The sequence below is a fragment of the Neptunicoccus sediminis genome (assembly GCF_001719615.1).
Classification (GTDB): domain Bacteria; phylum Pseudomonadota; class Alphaproteobacteria; order Rhodobacterales; family Rhodobacteraceae; genus Amylibacter; species Amylibacter sediminis.
This window is the reverse complement of record NZ_MDVX01000008.1, coordinates 57,884-75,740: the sequence shown is the minus strand read 5'-3', so window position 1 is coordinate 75,740 and position 17,857 is coordinate 57,884. Positions and strand designations below refer to the sequence as shown.

Here is a 17,857-nt window from a genome sequence, read left to right as displayed (position 1 = left end):
GTCAGGTGTCTTTCAAGGGCAGGGCGCTGCATTCATTCGCCGCAAGGGTCAGGTTCACGGTGCTGCCCGCAGCGAAAGGGCGGCCCGTAATCATGTTAATGGCCTGTAGCTGGGTGTCGCCCACCCGCAGGAAATACCGCGCAAGCTGGCCTTGATAATCTACCGCTTCTATCACCGCTTGCGTGCTGTCGGGTGTGGCCGGACCATCAGACAAGAACAGTTTTTCCGCCCGCACCATCAACTGTCCGCGATCCCCGTCCCCAAGGGTCGCAGCGCGGTTGGCTGGCACAATGGTCGTGCCGAACTCTGCGGTTTCCAGCACCACCCCGTCGGCATCGCGCCCGATGACACGGGCGGGCAGCAGGTTGGAGGCGCCAAGGAAAGAGGCGACAAATTCGGAGGCAGGAGTGTTATACACCTCGTCAGGATCTCCGATCTGTTCGACCCGTCCCGCGCTCATCACTACAATGCGGTCGGACATGGCCAGCGCCTCTGACTGGTCGTGGGTCACAAAAATCGTGGTGACGCCGATGCGATCCTGAATGGCCTTCAGTTCCACCCGCATATCTTCGCGCAGGTTGGCATCCAACGCAGACAAAGGTTCGTCCAGCAACAGCACATCCGGTTCGATCACAATGGCGCGGGCCAGCGCGATACGTTGTTGCTGGCCGCCCGAAAGCTGTTGGGGGTAACGGTCCTCCACACCGGGAAGGCGCACAATATCAAGGGCTTTGTGAACCTTGCGCGTCACATCCGATTTCGCCACGCCACGGTATTTCAACCCGAAGGCAATATTCTCGGCAATGGTTCTATGGGGAAACAGCGCGTAGTTCTGAAACACCAGCCCCAGATTGCGTTTGTGGATCGGCACGTCGTTCACCCGATTGCCGCCGATCAGAATATCACCGCTGCTGGGGTCGGCCAGACCGGAAATCATCCGCAGGATTGTGGTTTTGCCACAGCCCGACGGCCCGAGCAGGGTCGTAAAGGACGCATCCTCGAACACGATATTGGCATTGCGAACGGCTTTGACCGCGCCAAAGGATTTCTGGATATCGACAAGTTCAACACGCGCCATAGGCAGGGGTTCCCGCTGTTATTCTAAGAGGATACGCGGGCCGGCAATCCGTGCGGCCCGCGCTGTGTCTGACGACCAAATCGTTGGCCCTAGCCGCCTTTGGACACACGGTTCCATTTTTTGGACTGCTCTTTTTCGACCTCGTTCCAGACCACCGGATCACGGAACACCAGTTTGTCCAGCTTGCCTGTCGGATCATAGGCGGGCAGAGCCTTGATGGTCTCGGTCATCTCTACCTTGTTCGGGTCGAGCGAGGTCGGGTATTTCTGCCCTTCGGCCACGGCAATCGCAGTCGCGGGGTCGAGCATGAAGTTCAGCAGTTCCTCTGCCTCGGCCATCGGAGAGCCTTTAAGCACGAACATGCTTTCCATCCACGCCAGACCGTTTGGCGGGTCCATATAGGCGATCGGGTGGCCTTGGGCCTGAAGCGCTGCAACGCGGCCCGACCATGCTTCGGTGACGTAGATTTCCTCTTTCGCCAGCAGGTCCATCAGTTCCGCGCCGGAGGACCAGTATTTCAGCACAAGATCACGGTTTTCGCGGGCCTTGTCCCAAACCGCATCCCAGTCCTGAATGTTATTGGGATCCTGATCGGATTGCAGCGCCCCGTACCAAGCACGATTGGCCCAGTCGCCACCCCACGCGCCGATCTTGCCCTTCAACTCCTTGTCGAGCAGCAGGTTCGCGCCCAGTTCTTTTGCTTTTTCTTCCGATACATGCTTTGTGTTATAGGCGATGCCGGTTGTGCCGTAGTCATAGGGAATGGCGGACAGGCTGTTCGGCGTGATCGCCCTGAAAGGCGCGATAATCGCCTCCATCACGTTTTCCACATTCGGTATATTGGCAAGGTTCAGTTCGGAACCGTAACCCGCATCCACCCAACGTTTGTACCAGCTTACACCGGAGGAATGCAGGATGTTGTGACCATTGGTGTTGCCCGCAGCCTTGATCTTGGTCAGTACTTCGGCCTCGCCCCCGAAAGTGGAATCCACAACCTTGTTGCCGGTGGCCTCTTCATAAGGATTGAACGCATGTTTGCGCAGGGCTTCGGACACGACACCGCCCCAGCCTTCAAAGTATAATTCTGTCCCCGCGGCACGGGCCTGTTGCGCCATGGTCGTCATGATTCCGCCGGAGACACCGGCATAGATCCCCGCTGCCCCAAGCAGGCCAAAGAAAGAGCGGCGGTCCATATCGCCATTGCCCATCCGCTCTTTCAGCATCTCGTAGCGTTTTGTACTGTCTATCTTTTTCATCTGTTCTCTCCTTGTTGGTTGGTTTTTATCGCTTCGGTCTATTTCGTGTTGCGCATGTAATAGCGCGCCAGCGCCCCCGCCATCAGCGGCACGCCGACGGTGATGCAGATCATCACAAAGCCAAGCGCGTTGATCTCGGGGCTGACGGAATTGCGTAACATGCCGAAAATCTGGGTGGGGACAGTCTCCATCCCTGACGGACGCCAGAAAATAGTGGCGGTGATGTTGTCAAAAGAAATGGTGAAGGCAAACAGCGCCCCCGCAAAAACGGCGGGCAGCATCAGGGGGAAGGTCACGGCAAAGAAGGTTTGCAGCGGATTGGCCCCGAGACTGCGGGCCGCTTCTTCGTAATCGCGCCGGATACCTGTCAGCCGCGCCTGCACCACCAGCACCACAAAGGGCAGGGCGATGATGGAATGCCCCAGCAGAAGCAATCCGAAAGAGCGGGGCACATGCAACCAGCGCATGAAAATCAACAAGCCCACCGCCAGCACGGTTTCGGGCACCAGCACAGGGGCAATCAGAACCGTTGTGATCAGATCCTTGCCGCGAAACGTATAGCGAACCAGCGCCAGTGCCGCCAGAATCCCCAGCGTCGTTGCAATAACGGCTGTACAGGCCCCCAAGATAACCGACGTGCGCAGGGCGCGGATGATCGCTTCATTCTCGGACAGTTTGACGAACCAGCGAAAGCTGAAACCCTCAATCGGGAAGCCGCCGAACTGGGAGGAATTAAACGCCAGCACCAGCACCACAACAATGGGGGCGAACATGAAGATGTAAACCAGAATGGTGTAGGTTTTAAGCAGGGTCCAGACGCGCAGTTTCATGTTATTTGAACGCCTTTGACAGTTGGTTCAGCCCCATCAAGCGGCTGTACAGCACCACGACCAGCCCCAGCAGCAACAAGAGCGTGAAGGACAGGGTCGCGCCCATCGGCCAGTTCAGCTCTGTCACGATGGCGTCATAGATCAGGTTGCCGAACAGGAAATCGCTCGGCCCGCCAAGGATGAGCGGCGTGACGTAACTGCCCCCCGTTAATACAAAAACCAGCAGGCAACCGGCGGCCAGACCCGGCATGGACAGGGGCAGGGTCACTTCGCGGAAGGCCTGCCACGGGGTCGCGCCAAGCGTGCGGGCGGCGGGTTCCAGATTTTCGTCTATGCCTTCCAGACTGACGTAGATGTTCAGGATCATGTAGGGCAGGAACACATGGATAAAGCCGACGATGACGGTGAACTCGTTATACATTAGCGACAGCGGCGCATCCGTCAGGCCAAGCAGTTGGAACAGCCCGTTCAGCGCGCCCTGATTGCCAAATATGTGAATCCAGCTCAGCGTGCGGATGATGAAGCTGATCCAGAAGGGCAGGATCAAAAGCAGCAGCAAAAGCCACTTGTCGCGGAATTTGGTCATGGCGATGAAATAGGCAGGGATATAGCCGAGCACGGCGGCCAGCACCGTAACAATCACCGACAGCCGCAGGGTTTTCCAGATCGCAGTGCGGTAATAACCGTCCGTCATCACCTCGGACCAGTTGCCGAACTGAAAGGCGACCTTATCCACGGCAAGATCGATGTTTTCGTAAAAGGAATAGACCAGAATAAACGCCATCGGAATGACCACCAGCAAGGTGATGGCCATAAGGGAAGGGGACAGCAGCAACCACGGCCGCTTGTCTATACTTTGATCGCTTGACGACATCCCGGCCCCTGTTCCCTTAAGTCATGTTAACTATTGCACGGGGCCTTTGAATTGGGCAAATTGATATAAAACATAGATGGCATTAATGTGGTTAATGTCGGCTGTGTGGCGGGCAGATCAGGATCGGACGGACAGGAATGACAGACCGCGGCGACGAGAAATTTGTGATCGGGCTGGACTGGAACCTGCTGCGCACCTTCGTGGTGATCGTCGAGGAAGGCAGCATCACCCGCGCCGCCCATCGTTTGTGGCGGGGGCAGCCTTCGGTCAGTCTGGCGTTGCAGCGGCTGGAACAGGAACTGAACTGCCAGTTGATCGAACGCTCCAAGGGTAGTTTCCGTCTGACGCGGGCGGGTCAGCGGCTTTATGATGAATGTATGGATATTTTCCGCAGCGTGTCGGGGTTGAAGGAAATCACCATTGCCTCCAGCTCGGAGATTTCGGGCGAAATTACCATCCATCTGGCCAGCCATGTGATCACGCCCTTGCTGGACGACCTGCTGACCGAGACGAAAACCCTTTACCCCAAAGTCAGCTTCAACATCAAAACCGCCACCAGCGCGGTTGTCACCAGCGCGGTGCTGGACCGTCAGGCGAGCTTTGGCATCTGTCTGGTCAATCGCAAACTGCCGGATCTGAATTATGATCTGCTCTACCGCGAATATTTCAGTTTCTATTGCGGACCGACCCATCCCCTGTTCGGGCGGCGGAATCTGAAGATGGAGGATTTGCGCGACTATGACATTGTTACGTTTGATACCGATGATCTGAACGATGCGCTCCGGCCTGTGGCGCTGCTGCGCAAGCAATGGGATATGGCGCAGCGGATTGTGGGGCGTTCCTCGCAACTGGAGGAAGTGCGCCGGATGATCCAGTGCGGGCTTGGTATCGGATCGTTGCCGATTCATGTGCTGGAGCGGGATGTGCGGGACGGATTGCTCTGGCGGTTGCCGCCCTATGACGACCCGCCGGAGGTGGATATTTACCTGCTGCGCAACCCCAAGAAAAAGCTTAACCGTGCGGAACGGATATTTGTAGAGCGCCTGTCAGAGCAGATTCGCACCATTCCCCTGACACAGCGCACCTATCCGGTGCCAAAAGGGATCGACCCGCGCAAGGACGGCTAACGCAGGGCGAAGGTTAAAAACATAGCGCACCCCTGAACAGGATCAAGAAAGCGCTGTTTGTCCCCTCCGCAAGCGACAAGCGACTTGACAATAGCGGAAAACTCTCACTAGCCTTAAGACTAACAATTGGATGAAAAAAGGTATTTAAGCCTTTGTTTTTCCTACTGGTGCTTGTTTGCGCTTCGCTTTAAGGAAAGCGCCGCAGCTTTGGACACTGCTCGCACTGAAGCTGCTGCTTTATGCCATCCGATCAAATGTCCCCTTTGTCAAAGGGGGGGCATAAACGTGAGCAAAAAAAGAGGAGAACACTATGCGTTTCATGAAACATCTTGCTTTTGCAGGGGCGCTGCTGGCCGGTACAGCCGGTATCGCGCAAGAGAAGTTCATTACCATCGGGACTGGCGGTCAAACCGGCGTATACTTTGTTGTCGGTCAGTCGATCTGTCGTCTGGTGAACCGCACAACCGCTGAAACCAACCTGAAATGCACCGCGCCTTCCACAGGTGGTTCTATCGCCAACATCAATGCGATCATGGCGGGCGACATGGATATGGGCGTGGCCCAATCCGACTGGCAGTATCACGCCTATAACGGCACATCCAAATTTGAAGGAAACCAGTTTTCCGACGAACGGGCGGTCTTTTCTGTCCACGGTGAGCCCTTCAACGTGATTGCCCGTGCTGATTCCGGCATCAAGACTTTTGCCGATCTCAAAGGCAAACGGGTTAACATCGGCAACCCCGGTTCCGGCCAGCGTGCGACAATGGATGTTGTGATGGAGGCTTTGGGCTGGACCAAGGACGATTTCGCACTGGCATCCGAACTGAAACCGGCGGAACAGGCGGCTGCGCTGGGCGACAACAAGGTGGATGCGATTATCTACACTGTTGGCCACCCGAACGGTTCGATTCAGGAAGCGGTTTCCACAGTAGATGCGGTTCTGGTGCCGGTTGAAGGCCCTGAAATCGACAAGCTGATCGAAGAAAACCCATTCTATGCTGCCGCGACCATTCCGGGGGGCATGTATAAAGGTACGGATTCCGATGTGAACACATTCGGCGTTAAGGCGACCTTTGTGACTTCTGCGAAAGTGGACGAAGAAGTGGTGTATCAGGTTGTTAAGGCCGTTTTCGACAACTTTGATCGTTTTAAGCGTCTGCACCCTGCGTTTGAGAACCTCAAAGAAGAAGACATGATCAGCGCCGGTCTGTCCGCGCCTCTGCACCCCGGTGCCGAGAAATACTACAAAGAAAAAGGCTGGATGTAATCCGGCGGTCGTTCGCGACCTTCTTTAAGAACGATAACAGATGCGGCGGCGGGCGCTGCCGCATCTGACCCGAAGGAAAAGAAAAGCCCGATTTTACGGGCCATAGCGGGGAACAGGGGACATCCATGACCAATGATCCAAACCAACAGCAGGCCGCCGCGGTAGAGGCCGCTGCAACAGGTGATCGGGGCGGGCTGACACAAGCCGAACTCGACGAGCTGGTTGCTTCTTCTGACACAGGCGGACGCGGGGCATTCGGTCCGGTCGGCATATTCCTGACTTGCGTGGCGCTGGCGTGGTCGCTGTTCCAGCTTTGGATCGCCTCACCCATTCCGTTCATGGTGGGCTGGGGCGTATTTAACGATACCGAAGCCCGTTCCATCCATCTGGCCTTTGCGATGTTTCTGGCTTTTGCGGCCTTTCCGGCCACACGATCCGGTTTCCAGATCGGGCTCGGCATCGTGGTGCCGCTGGTCCTTGCCGTTTTGTTCATGATGGGCGCCAAAGATGGCACTGTGACGTGGTGGATACCGATTGTTGCGCTGGCCGTTATGGTTGCTGTTTTGCTTGGCTCTCCGAAGGACCGGATACCGGTCTGGGAATGGGCGCTGGCACTGGTGGGGGCGCTGGCTGCGCTTTATCTGTTTGTCTATTACCGTGAAATTTCGGGGCGTGTCGGTGCGCCTGTGCTTCAGGATTTTGTCGTCGCCGTAATCGGCTTGATGCTGCTTCTTGAGGCCACCCGCCGCGCCCTTGGCCCTGCACTGATGATCGTGGCATCGGTGTTTCTGATCTACACCGTGCTTGGCCCCTATATGCCCAGCATCATTTCCCACAAAGGCAACAGCCTGTCCGAGATCGTGAACCACCAGTGGATCACCACGGAAGGCGTATTCGGTATCGCACTGGGTGTCTCTACCAGCTTTGTGTTCCTGTTTGTGCTGTTCGGTTCACTGCTGGACCGGGCAGGGGCGGGAAACTATTTCATTCAGGTCGCCTTTAGCCTGATGGGGCATATGAAAGGCGGACCGGCCAAGGCGGCCGTGGTGTCTTCGGCCATGACGGGGCTGATTTCCGGTTCGTCCATCGCCAATGTTGTAACTACCGGCACCTTTACCATCCCGTTGATGAAAAAGGTCGGCTTCAGTTCGGAAAAAGCAGGCGCGGTTGAGGTTGCTTCTTCGGTGAACGGCCAGATCATGCCGCCCGTGATGGGGGCTGCGGCCTTTCTGATGGTGGAATACGTTGGCATCCCCTATTTCGATGTGGTGAAACACGCGTTTCTGCCTGCGGTGATCTCCTATATCGCGCTGGTCTACATCGTCCATCTTGAGGCGCTGAAAGCCGGAATGGAGGGTTTGCCCCGCGCTTATACCCCCAAACCCATCGTGCAACGTCTGATCGGCATGGCCTTCACCATCGCTGCAATCTGTGCGCTGTCCTTTATCGTCTATTACGGCATGGGCTGGATACGCCCTGCCTTCCCGCAAACGGCGGGCTACATTATCTTTGCCTTCCTGACCGCGGTTTATGTCGGGCTGCTTTATATAGCCTCCAAGGAAAAGCCGCTGGAACTGGATGATCCGAACGAGCCGGTGACAAGATTGCCGCTGCCCGGCCCGACAATCCGCTCCGGCCTGCACTTTATCCTGCCGGTTGTGGTGCTGGTCTGGGCGCTGATGGTGGACCGGCTGTCACCGGGCCTGTCGGCGTTCTGGGCCACCGCCTATATGATCTTTATCCTGCTGACCCAGCGCCCGTTGACCGCGATGATGCGGGGGGACAGCGCCTTTGGTGCGGCTGTTCGCAACGGTGTGGCAGACCTGATTGACGGGCTGGAAACCGGCGCGCGCAACATGATCGGGATCGGCATTGCCACAGCGACTGCCGGTATTATCGTGGGTGCGGTCAGCCAGACAGGTGTCGGCTCTGCCCTTGCGGATGTGGTTGAGGTGCTTTCCGGCGGCAATATCCTTGCTATCCTGTTCCTCACCGCGATCCTTTCGCTGATCCTTGGCATGGGCTTGCCGACCACCGCGAACTATATTGTTGTGTCCGCACTTCTGGCGCCGGTCATTGTGACTTTGGGTCAGCAGAACGGCTTGATCGTGCCGCTGATTGCGGTGCATCTGTTCGTCTTCTACTTCGGCATCATGGCCGATGTGACCCCTCCTGTAGGACTGGCGAGCTTTGCTGCGGCAGCGGTATCGGGCGGTGATCCGATCCGCACCGGCCTTGTCGCCTTCTTTTATTCCCTGCGCACGGCAGCCCTGCCGTTCCTGTTCATCTTCAACACCGAACTGCTGCTGATAGAGGTCACATGGGTGCAGGGTATATTCGTCTTTGTGGTGGCAACCATCGCGATGTTGCTGTTTGCAGCGGCGACCCAAGGCTGGTTCCTTGCGCGCAACCGCTTTTATGAAACCATCGCGCTGCTGCTGGTGGCCTTTACCCTGTTCCGCCCCGGTTTCTGGATGGATATGGTTGCGCCGCCCTATACCGAAGAGGCCCCGACCGAACTGGCAGCCGCCGCGTTGGCAACGCCGACGGATGAGGACCTGCGCCTGCGTGTGGCCGGCGTCAACGATCTGGGCGACCCGATAGAATTTGTTGCGATCCTGCCCATTGGCGAAGGTGCCACGGGGGAGGAACGACTGGAAAGTTCAGGTCTGATCCTGCGCGAAGCCGATGGCAAGATGATGGTGGATGACGTGCTGTATGACAGTGCCGCCGCCAAGGCCGGGCTTGATTGGGACCAGACCGTGCTGCGGGTGCTGCGACCTGTGGAGCAGCCCAGCAAATACCTGATGTTCATTCCGGCCCTGCTGCTGCTGGGGTTGATCGTCTTCCTGCAAAGGGGCCGCAACAGCCGCGCCGTGCGCAAACCCGTCACAGCCTGAGGAGGAAAGAGAGATGTTTAACACGGTTCTTCTGACAATTGACCTCACGGATAAGGACTCTTGGGTCAAAGCCCTGCCACAAGCCATCGAACTGGTTAGCAAATCAGGCGGCGTGCTGCATATCATTTCGGTTGTGCCGGATATGGGCAGCCCGCTGGTAGAGGGGTTTTTCCCCGAAAACTTCGAAGAAAAAGCCGTCGCGGCGGCAAGCAATGCGCTTGACCGGCTGGTGCGCAATGAAATTCCCGATGACATAAAGGTGAAGCAACACCTTGCGTTTGGTAAAATCCACCGTAAAGTTCTTAAGACCATCGAAAAAATCAATTGTGATCTGGTGGTTATGGCGTCCCACAAACCCGATCGCCTGCGGGAGTTTCTGGTGGGGTCCAATGCGGACAGGATCGTAAGCAGATCCCCTGTTTCCGTTCTGGTGGTGAGGGCGTAAGAGGGATGCAAAGCGATGAACGACTCAACAGATCAGAGCCGTTTGCGCAAGCACAGAGAGATTCCTCAATGACCCCATTTGCAATTGCCGGCGTGCAGATGCACGTAAACGCCCTGCAGTCCAATGTCGAAGGCATGATGCAGCGGCTTGATATTCTGATGGCTCGTTTCCCCTGGACCCAGATGGTGCTGTTCAGCGAACTGGCACCTTTCGGCCCGCTGGAACGCTTCAAGCTGCCCCCCGAAAATGAAATCATCGACCGTTTCTGCGCAGCGGCGCGGCGGCACAAGGTCTGGCTTATTCCGGGCTCGATGTTCCTGACCTCGCCCCATGACGGGCAGGTCTATAATACGTCACTGGTGATTGATCCCGACGGCAATGTGGTGCGCCGCTACGCCAAGATGTTTCCCTTCCTGCCCTATGAGGCCGGAATCGCCGCTGGCACCGATTTCTGCGTTTTCGATGTGCCGGATGTGGGCCGTTTTGGTCTGTCGATCTGTTATGATATGTGGTTCCCCGAAACCACCCGCCAGTTGACCAGTCAGGGGGTAGAGGTGCTGTTGCATCCGGTCCTGACCGGCACCACCGACCGTGATGCGGAACTGGCGATTGCGCGGGCGACTGCGGCGCAGTTCCAGTGCTATGTTTTTGATGTGAACGGTCTGGGCGCTGGCGGGGTCGGCAAATCCTGTGTTGTTGATCCGACATCACTCGTCCTGCACCAGTCTGCGGGTCAGGAAGACATGTTCCCGATAGAGGTAGACCTGTCGATGGTCCGCCGCCAGCGCGAGACCGGCATGAAGGGGCTTGGGCAGGTGCTCAAGAGCTTCCGTGACCGCTCTGTCGATTTCTCTGTCTATGACCGCACCAGCGGCACGGACAGTTTTCTTAATACCCTTGGTCCGCTGGAGGTGCCCCAACAGGGCTCTCGCGCGGGTCTTCATGTAGACGTGCCAGCAGATACGGAGGCGGAGATACGGGAACGTAAAGCCGCCACGGATGTGGGGCAGGTGCCCTTTGCGGGCGGCAATTCAAGCGGCTGATACCAAAAACAGGAGCGTCGTTCGCTGATTTCGGTTGAAGCCTTCATTTAGGAGAGCAACCGATGGATTCTGTCAGCGAGTATTATTCGGCTACGCAATTGCGGTCTGACAGGTGGGCCGCGTTGCGTGCCGCTGTTTCCGCGATTTGCAGGGAAACCTCCAAGACCAAGATCAAAAGCCATTCTGACGAGGTTCAAAAACTGTTTGAGGCCCTGTCGCGGATCGAACCCTATTGGGCCTTTCCCGGCATGCCCGCCTTTGTCCATATGCGCCGCCAGTTTGACAGCGGCCATTATGAAGACGTGGCCTTTTCAATCACCCGTGTAACCCGTGCCCTGACGACAGGGTCTTACCGGCGGCGTTCGATCCCGCTGGAACGGGACAGTATGGACGAGGAGGAAAACAACGACGAGGCGCTGCTCTCGCCCGAGGCACGGGCCATGACGCGGCCCTATTTCGAGGTGCTTATCGTTGACAATGTGAACGACCAGCAGGAACGCTGGATCAAGAGCAATATGGAACGGATGCGCCGGATCGAGGACCCGTTCCACTATGAGGCCGTGGTGGTTCCCAGTCTGGAAGACGCGCTGATTGCGGTGCTGTTCAACCACAATATTCAGGCCATTGTCGCCCGTCCCGGCCTGACGCTGAAATCCAGAAACGAAAACGAACTTTTGCAAAAATACCTGTCCCATCTGGGCAGCGGTGAAAACCTGGATACCTTGCTGCCGGAAAACTACGGAGCAGAGCTTTGCCGCCTGATCCAGCAGGTCCGCCCCGAACTGGACGCCTATCTTGTCACCGAACGCTCGGTTGAGGAAATTGCCGGGCTGGATCTGGGGATCTGCCGCCGCGTCTTCTACAATCAGGAAGACTTTATGGAGCTTCACCTCAACATCCTGCGCGGGGTTGAGGCACGGAATAAATCCCCGTTTTTCACAGCGCTGGTGGAGTATTCCAAGCAGCCCACCGGCGTTTTCCACGCTATGCCAATCAGCCGTGGCAAATCCATCAGCCGCTCCCACTGGATTCAGGATATGGGGGCGTTTTACGGCCCGAACATCTTTTTGGCGGAAACCTCGGCCACTTCGGGCGGGCTCGACAGTTTGCTGGAACCCAGCGGCCCGATCAAGAAGGCGCAGGAACTGGCCAGCCGCGCATTCGGATCAAAGCAGACGTTTTTTGCCACCAACGGCACCTCTACCTGCAACAAGATTGTCGTGCAGGCGCTGGTGCGCCCCGGTGATATTGTTCTGGTGGACCGGGACTGTCACAAATCCCACCACTACGGGATGGTGCTGGCAGGGGCCGAGGTGGTCTATCTCGACAGTTATCCGCTCAACGAATATTCAATGTATGGCGCCGTGCCTTTGCGAGAAATCAAACACCAGCTTCTTGCTCTCAAGGCGGCGGGCAAGCTGGATCGGGTGCGGATGCTGCTGCTGACGAACTGTACCTTTGACGGGCTGGTCTACAACGTGCAGCGGGTGATGGAGGAATGTCTGGCGATCAAACCGGACCTTGTGTTCCTCTGGGACGAGGCATGGTTCGCATTTGCCCGTTTCAGCCCCACCTACCGCCAGCGCACGGCGATGCGTTCGGCCAATAACATGCGCAAGCGCCTGCGCACGGAACAGCATCTGGATGCCTATAAAGCCCAGCAAAAACAACTGGAAAACGCCAGCGACGAAGAGCTGCTGAACACGCGGCTCATCCCGCCGCCCACGGCGCGGGTCAGGGCCTATGCCACGCAATCCACCCATAAAACCCTGACATCCTTGCGGCAGGGGTCGATGATCCATGTCAACGATCAGGACTTTAAGGGAGAGGTAGAGCAGAGCTTTCACGAAGCCTATATGACCCATACATCCACCTCACCCAATTACCAGATCATCGCCTCGCTTGATGTGGGGCGGCGGCAGGTGGAATTGGAAGGGTTCGAGTTCGTCCAGCGCCAGATAGAGGCCGCAATGGCCCTGCGCCGCGCCATCAGCAGCCATCCGATGCTGCAAAAATACTTTAAGGTGCTGACAGCGGGGGACATGATCCCCGAAAGCTATCGTCAGAGCGGTGTGAGCAGTTATGTTGACACGGAACAGGGCTGGACCGACCTGTGGGAGTGTTGGGAGCGGGACGATTTCGTGCTGGACGCCACCCGTGTGACATTGGCTGTGGGCGGCACCGGATGGGACGGAGATACGTTCAAAAATCAGGTGTTGATGGACAAATACGGCATCCAGATCAACAAAACCTCGCGCAATACCGTGTTGTTCATGACCAATATCGGCACCACACGGTCTTCGGTGGCCTATCTGATCGAAGTGCTGGTGGAGATCGCCAATGAATTGGACGACCTGCTGGATGATGCGTCAAAGATGGAGCGTCTGGCCTTTGACCGCCGTGTGGCAAACCTGACGGAAAACTACCCGCCGCTGCCGGACTTCAGCCGTTTCCACGACGGGTTCCGGCCCGATAACCTGACCCCCGAAGGGGATATTCGCAAAGCCTATTACCTTAGCTATGATGAGAAGAATTGCGATTATCTCGAATTGGACGGATCATTGAAGGCGGCGATGGAGACGGGCAAGGAACTGGTTTCCGCCAGCTTTATCATCCCCTATCCGCCGGGCTTTCCGATCCTTGTTCCCGGACAGGTTATCAGCCGTGAAATCCTTGATTTCATGCGCGCATTGGATGTGAACGAAATCCACGGCTACCGCGCCGATCTGGGCCTGCGCGTATTCACACAGGAAGCCCTCGCAAATCTTACCGCAGAAAAAACCATTCAAACCGCAGCCGAATAATAAAGGACAATACTATGGCGACAGTTCTCAAAAACATCTCTGAAATCCGGCGCTTCTTTCATAGAAACGAAGACCCGATTTATTTTATTTCGGCAACCAACTTCAATCTGCTCGGTCTGGATGAATGGGTCAAAAACTTCAAATATATCTGCTACATAGACTGTTATGGCGGAAAGCATCCGAATGTCTTCTGCCCCTCCGAACAGCCCCATGCGGAATTTCAAAGCATTGAGGACATCAACAACTATCTGCTGCAGCACAAAGAGGTCATCGACTTTATCAAACGGCGCGGTGGCAAGCCGAAATTCGTCTTTCTGATGTTTGACGAGGAAACCGAACGTCTGTCCAAAGAACTGGGCGCGGATGTGTGGTTCCCCAAGGCCAAATTGCGCACCAAGATGGACAATAAGATCGAAACCGTGCGGATCGGCAACAAGGCGGGCGTGCCGTCTGTGCCAAATGTGCTGGCCGAGGTGAAAGATTACGACGACCTGCGCAAGACTTGCGAAAAAGCCAAGCTTGGCCATGATCTGGTGCTGCAATCCGCCTTTGGCGATAGCGGCCACACGACATTTTTTATCAAGAACGAGGCTGACTTTCGCCGTCATGAACATGAAATCGTCGGAGAGGGCGAGATCAAGATCATGAAGCGCATCGATTGCCGTGGCTCTGCGATTGAGGGCTGTGCCACCAAAGAAGGCACGATCGTTGGCCCGCTGATGACAGAACTTGTGGGCTTTGACGAACTGACGCCCTATCGCGGTGGCTGGTGCGGCAATGAAATCCTCTCCACCGCCTTTCCGCCAAAAGTGCGGGAAAAGGCCCGGGAACTGACCTTCAAGTTCGGGGAGCAACTGCGCAAGGAAGGCTATCGCGGCTATTTCGAACTGGACTTCCTGATCGACAAAAAGACCGGCGATTTGTGGCTCGGGGAATTAAATCCGCGGATCACAGGGGCGTCGTCGATGACCAACCACGCAGCCTTTGCCCATGCGGATGCGCCCTTGTTCCTGTTCCACCTGCTGGAATTTTCCCGCAAGAAGTTCGATCTCGACACGGAAGAGCTGAACAACCGCTGGGCCGATCCCGACATGATCGACAGCTGGTCGCAGATGGTGATCAAACATACCGATGACAGCGTGGACATCTGCACGGATGCACCGGAAACCGGAATTTACAAGATGTTGGAAGACGGCCGCGTTGTCTTCGACCGGTTCGACTATCACCGCCGCGCGGTTGAGAGCGAAAACGAAGCGTTTTTCCTGCGTATCCTGCAACCGGGCGACTATCGCTATGAAGGCGCGGACATCGGTATTCTGGTGACAAGGGGGCGCTCTATGACCAAAGGGTTCCAGTTGAACGAGCGTGCGAAAAAGTGGATTCATGGTATCAAGCAATCCGTGAACGGCAAGGCGCTGCCGGTGGCTGATGCCGGTCCCGCCGTGGCAGAGCCCGCGTTCAAGATTTTGTAAGGAAAGCCATGTACTGGCGTGCAATCCGTGAAGAACAGCCCGGTCCGAAATGGTCCGGGCTGTTCAACGAATACTGGCCCGATTACAAAAACTGGTGGCTTCAGGAAGGGGACAGCGCAAGGCCGAGCTATCTGGAGAGCCGGCGTGCAATCGCGACGCATATGCCGGAAATCATCCCGCTCTACGACGATCTGTGTGAGCTTGCAGGCGGTGGTGATCAGGTGGCGCGGTTTCTCAGCTTTTATTGCCCGCCGCCATATCTGGCAGGGTGTTCACAGGCAATCTGGACCGGAAAAGAGCCGGTTCTGATGCGAAATTACGACTACAACCCCACCGCGTTTGACAGTCTGATCCTGCACACGGGCTGGCAGGGGCGGCGGGTGATGGGGGTCTCGGACGGGCTGTGGGGCATGGTGGACGGCTGCAATGATGCGGGCCTGTCCATATCCCTGACCTTTGGCGGGCGGCGCGTTGTAGGCATCGGCTTTGGCGTGCCACTAATTCTGCGCTATGTGTTGCAGACCTGCGAAACAGCGGAACAGGCGGGCAGGGCGCTGGCCCGTATTCCCACCCATATGAGCTATAACGTCACTGTGCTGGATGCAAAACGCCAGTATCTGACGGCGATGATGGCTCCGGACCGGCCCGCCGTAATCACCCATGCGGCAGTTGCGACCAACCATCAGGAACACGTGGAATGGGTCAGCCACGCACGGTTCACCGCCACGGTGGAGCGGGAACGCTTTTTGTTGCAACGTCTGGCGCTGCACCGTGATCCGGAGGAAAAGTTCATAGGTGCGTTTCTGAAACCGCCACTGTATTCCACAGCTTTCGATGCGGGCTTCGGCACGCTATACACCGCCGTTTACCGCCCGCGACTGCAACAAATGGAAGTGCGCTGGCCCGGTACGGTCTGGTCTTTTTCGATGGACGAATTTAACGAAGGGAGCCGGCGAGTCAGAATTCCCGGTGCTGCTTAGGAGCCTGAAATGTCCCATATTTTTCCCCGCCACAAAAAACAGTCCCCCCCCGTCGCGGTACGCGGTGAAGGTTGTTATCTTTATGATGCAGAGGGCAAACAGTATCTTGATGCTTCGGGTGGGGCGGCTGTGTCCTGTCTGGGACATAATGACCGCACCGTGATTGAGGCGGTAAAGGCGCAATTGGATAGTCTGGCCTATGCCCACACGGGGTTTCTCACCTCTGAACCGGCTGAAACGCTGGCGGATTTGCTGATCGAACAGGCGCCCGGTGATCTGGACCGTGTCTACCTTGTGTCCGGCGGCTCCGAAGCGGTGGAGGCGGCGCTGAAACTGGCGCGGCAGTATTTCGTCGAAAAAGGAGAACCGCAGCGGGGGCGTCTGATCGCCCGCAAGCAAAGCTATCATGGCAACACGATGGGGGCGCTTTCGGCAGGGGGCAATGCGTGGCGGCGTGCCCAATTCGGTCCGTTGCTGATCGACATGAGCCATATCGACCCCTGTTATGCCTATCGTCTGCAACAGGACGGTGAGAGCGCGGAAGCCTATGGCCTTCGTGCCGCCAATCTGTTGGAAGAAGAACTGCTGCGGGTCGGGCCGGAAACCGTCATGGCCTTTATTGCCGAGCCTGTGGTGGGCGCCACTGCCGGTGCGGTGCCTGCGGTGAAGGGCTATTTCAGGCGTATCCGTGAGATTTGCGATCAATACGGTATCCTACTGATACTGGACGAAGTCATGTGCGGCATGGGGCGCACCGGCAGTCTGTTTGCCTGTGAACAGGACGGGGTGGCACCGGATATACTGTGTATCGCCAAGGGTTTGGGCGCGGGTTATCAGCCGATTGGCGCGATGCTGTGCAGCAAGGAAATCTACCGGACGATCGAACAGGGCAGCGGTTTTTTCCAGCACGGCCACACTTATATCGGCCATCCCTGCGCCGCAGCGGCGGGGGTGGCTGTCCTGCGCTCTCTGAAATCGCGGGATCTGGTCACTGCGGCGCAAACGCAGGGCCATAAGTTGCGCACTGCGCTAACGGCAGAGTTTGCAGACCACCCGAACGTGGGCGACATTCGCGGGCGCGGGTTGTTCTGGGGTGTCGAACTGGTGGCAGACCGGCAGAGCAAGACACCGCTAGATCCTCAGCGCAAGACAGCGGCGCGGATAAAAGCGGCGGCGTTTGAGGCTGGCATGATCTGTTATCCGATGGGCGGCACCATCGACGGGCAAAGCGGCGATCATGTGCTGCTGGCCCCGCCTTTCATCATCACCGACCCCCAGATTGACGAACTGGTCGCCAAACTGTCACGGGCGATAACGGTCGGGCTTGGCTGATCAGCCAGAGCAGCTTTGCGAAAACGCGAAAGGTCCGCTTGCGTCGGGGAGGACAACGCAAGCAGACCTTTCAGGCACTTTAGTCGGACATTTGGGACAGGGATTGCCCATATGTGTCGTATCCCGCGCAGCAATTGTAAATCTTGCGCGGGCAACACCTAGGTGCCTTCAACTGTAGCCGAGTTTTCGGGGATGGTTTCGGTCGCGCCATCCTCTGTCACATCGTCTGACAGGTAGGTCAGCGTCAGCATCACAAGAATAGCGGCGGCACCGATCGCGATCATACCGATCAACGGGCCGTAATGGCGTTTCTTTTGTTTCTCAACGTTTGTTTCAGGGGCGGACATAGGTCTAACCTTTCCGGTTTGTAAGAGGGTTTCACAGGTGTAACCCGCAGCCCGCGAAAATGTTCCGAAGACTCTTTCTGTCGTAACGTAAAGGAAGATGTT

14 protein-coding genes are annotated in these 17,857 nt (G+C 56.9%); 9 read left to right on the top strand and 5 right to left on the bottom strand.

The window, feature by feature from the left end; genetic code table 11:
- Position 1 precedes the first annotated feature (1 nt).
- From BFV97_RS09235 to BFV97_RS09220, 4 genes are all read right to left on the bottom strand, one after another.
- Positions 2–1,078 (bottom strand): ABC transporter ATP-binding protein, encoded by a 1,077-nt coding sequence (locus BFV97_RS09235; protein ID WP_069300075.1) that lies wholly within the window; start codon positions 1,076–1,078, stop codon positions 2–4.
- An 89-nt stretch (positions 1,079–1,167) separates the two neighbouring features.
- Positions 1,168–2,334 carry an ABC transporter substrate-binding protein gene (locus BFV97_RS09230; protein WP_069300074.1) on the bottom strand — a complete coding sequence of 389 codons (1,167 nt, stop codon included), beginning with the start codon at positions 2,332–2,334 and terminating at the stop codon, positions 1,168–1,170.
- A gap of 38 nt (positions 2,335–2,372) precedes the next feature.
- Positions 2,373–3,164 carry an ABC transporter permease gene (locus BFV97_RS09225; protein ID WP_069300073.1) on the bottom strand — a complete coding sequence of 264 codons (792 nt, stop codon included), beginning with the start codon at positions 3,162–3,164 and terminating at the stop codon, positions 2,373–2,375.
- Between the two features lies 1 nt (position 3,165).
- Complete coding sequence (locus BFV97_RS09220; protein ID WP_069300072.1) at positions 3,166–4,038, bottom strand: ABC transporter permease; 873 nt, start codon at positions 4,036–4,038, stop codon at positions 3,166–3,168.
- A gap of 137 nt (positions 4,039–4,175) precedes the next feature.
- On the opposite strand from BFV97_RS09220, the gene BFV97_RS09215 reads away from it, so the two are divergent.
- The 9 genes from BFV97_RS09215 to BFV97_RS09175 all read left to right on the top strand — a co-directional run bounded on the left by BFV97_RS09215 (position 4,176) and on the right by BFV97_RS09175 (position 17,408).
- Positions 4,176–5,165 carry a LysR family transcriptional regulator gene (locus tag BFV97_RS09215; protein ID WP_069300071.1) on the top strand — a complete coding sequence of 330 codons (990 nt, stop codon included), beginning with the start codon at positions 4,176–4,178 and terminating at the stop codon, positions 5,163–5,165.
- 319 nt (positions 5,166–5,484) lie between these two features.
- Positions 5,485–6,432: a TAXI family TRAP transporter solute-binding subunit gene (locus BFV97_RS09210; protein ID WP_425412274.1), complete on the top strand. Its 948-nt coding sequence runs from the start codon at positions 5,485–5,487 to the stop codon at positions 6,430–6,432.
- A 125-nt stretch (positions 6,433–6,557) separates the two neighbouring features.
- Complete coding sequence (locus BFV97_RS09205; RefSeq protein ID WP_069300069.1) at positions 6,558–9,332, top strand: TRAP transporter permease; 2,775 nt, start codon at positions 6,558–6,560, stop codon at positions 9,330–9,332.
- A 13-nt stretch (positions 9,333–9,345) separates the two neighbouring features.
- Entirely contained in the window at positions 9,346–9,777 is a 432-nt protein-coding gene (locus BFV97_RS09200) for a universal stress protein (RefSeq protein ID WP_069300068.1), read from the top strand.
- Between the two features lie 68 nt (positions 9,778–9,845).
- The gene (locus tag BFV97_RS09195; protein WP_083225579.1) at positions 9,846–10,820 is read left to right on the top strand and encodes a carbon-nitrogen hydrolase family protein; all 975 of its coding nucleotides are present in this window, start codon (positions 9,846–9,848) and stop codon (positions 10,818–10,820) included.
- A 62-nt stretch (positions 10,821–10,882) separates the two neighbouring features.
- Positions 10,883–13,624, top strand: coding sequence for an aminotransferase class I/II-fold pyridoxal phosphate-dependent enzyme (locus tag BFV97_RS09190; RefSeq protein ID WP_069300067.1), 2,742 nt, complete (start codon positions 10,883–10,885; stop codon positions 13,622–13,624).
- 14 nt (positions 13,625–13,638) lie between these two features.
- A complete protein-coding gene (locus BFV97_RS09185; RefSeq protein WP_069300066.1) occupies positions 13,639–15,096 on the top strand; it encodes a biotin carboxylase in 1,458 nt (485 codons plus the stop codon).
- Positions 15,097–15,104: 8 nt separating this feature from the next.
- Positions 15,105–16,076: a C45 family autoproteolytic acyltransferase/hydrolase gene (locus BFV97_RS09180; RefSeq protein ID WP_069300065.1), complete on the top strand. Its 972-nt coding sequence runs from the start codon at positions 15,105–15,107 to the stop codon at positions 16,074–16,076.
- 9 nt (positions 16,077–16,085) lie between these two features.
- The gene (locus tag BFV97_RS09175; protein WP_069300064.1) at positions 16,086–17,408 is read left to right on the top strand and encodes an aspartate aminotransferase family protein; all 1,323 of its coding nucleotides are present in this window, start codon (positions 16,086–16,088) and stop codon (positions 17,406–17,408) included.
- A gap of 158 nt (positions 17,409–17,566) precedes the next feature.
- Here BFV97_RS09175 and BFV97_RS09170 read toward each other — a convergent pair whose 3' ends face one another.
- A complete protein-coding gene (locus tag BFV97_RS09170; protein WP_069300063.1) occupies positions 17,567–17,755 on the bottom strand; it encodes a hypothetical protein in 189 nt (62 codons plus the stop codon).
- Positions 17,756–17,857 lie beyond the last annotated feature (102 nt).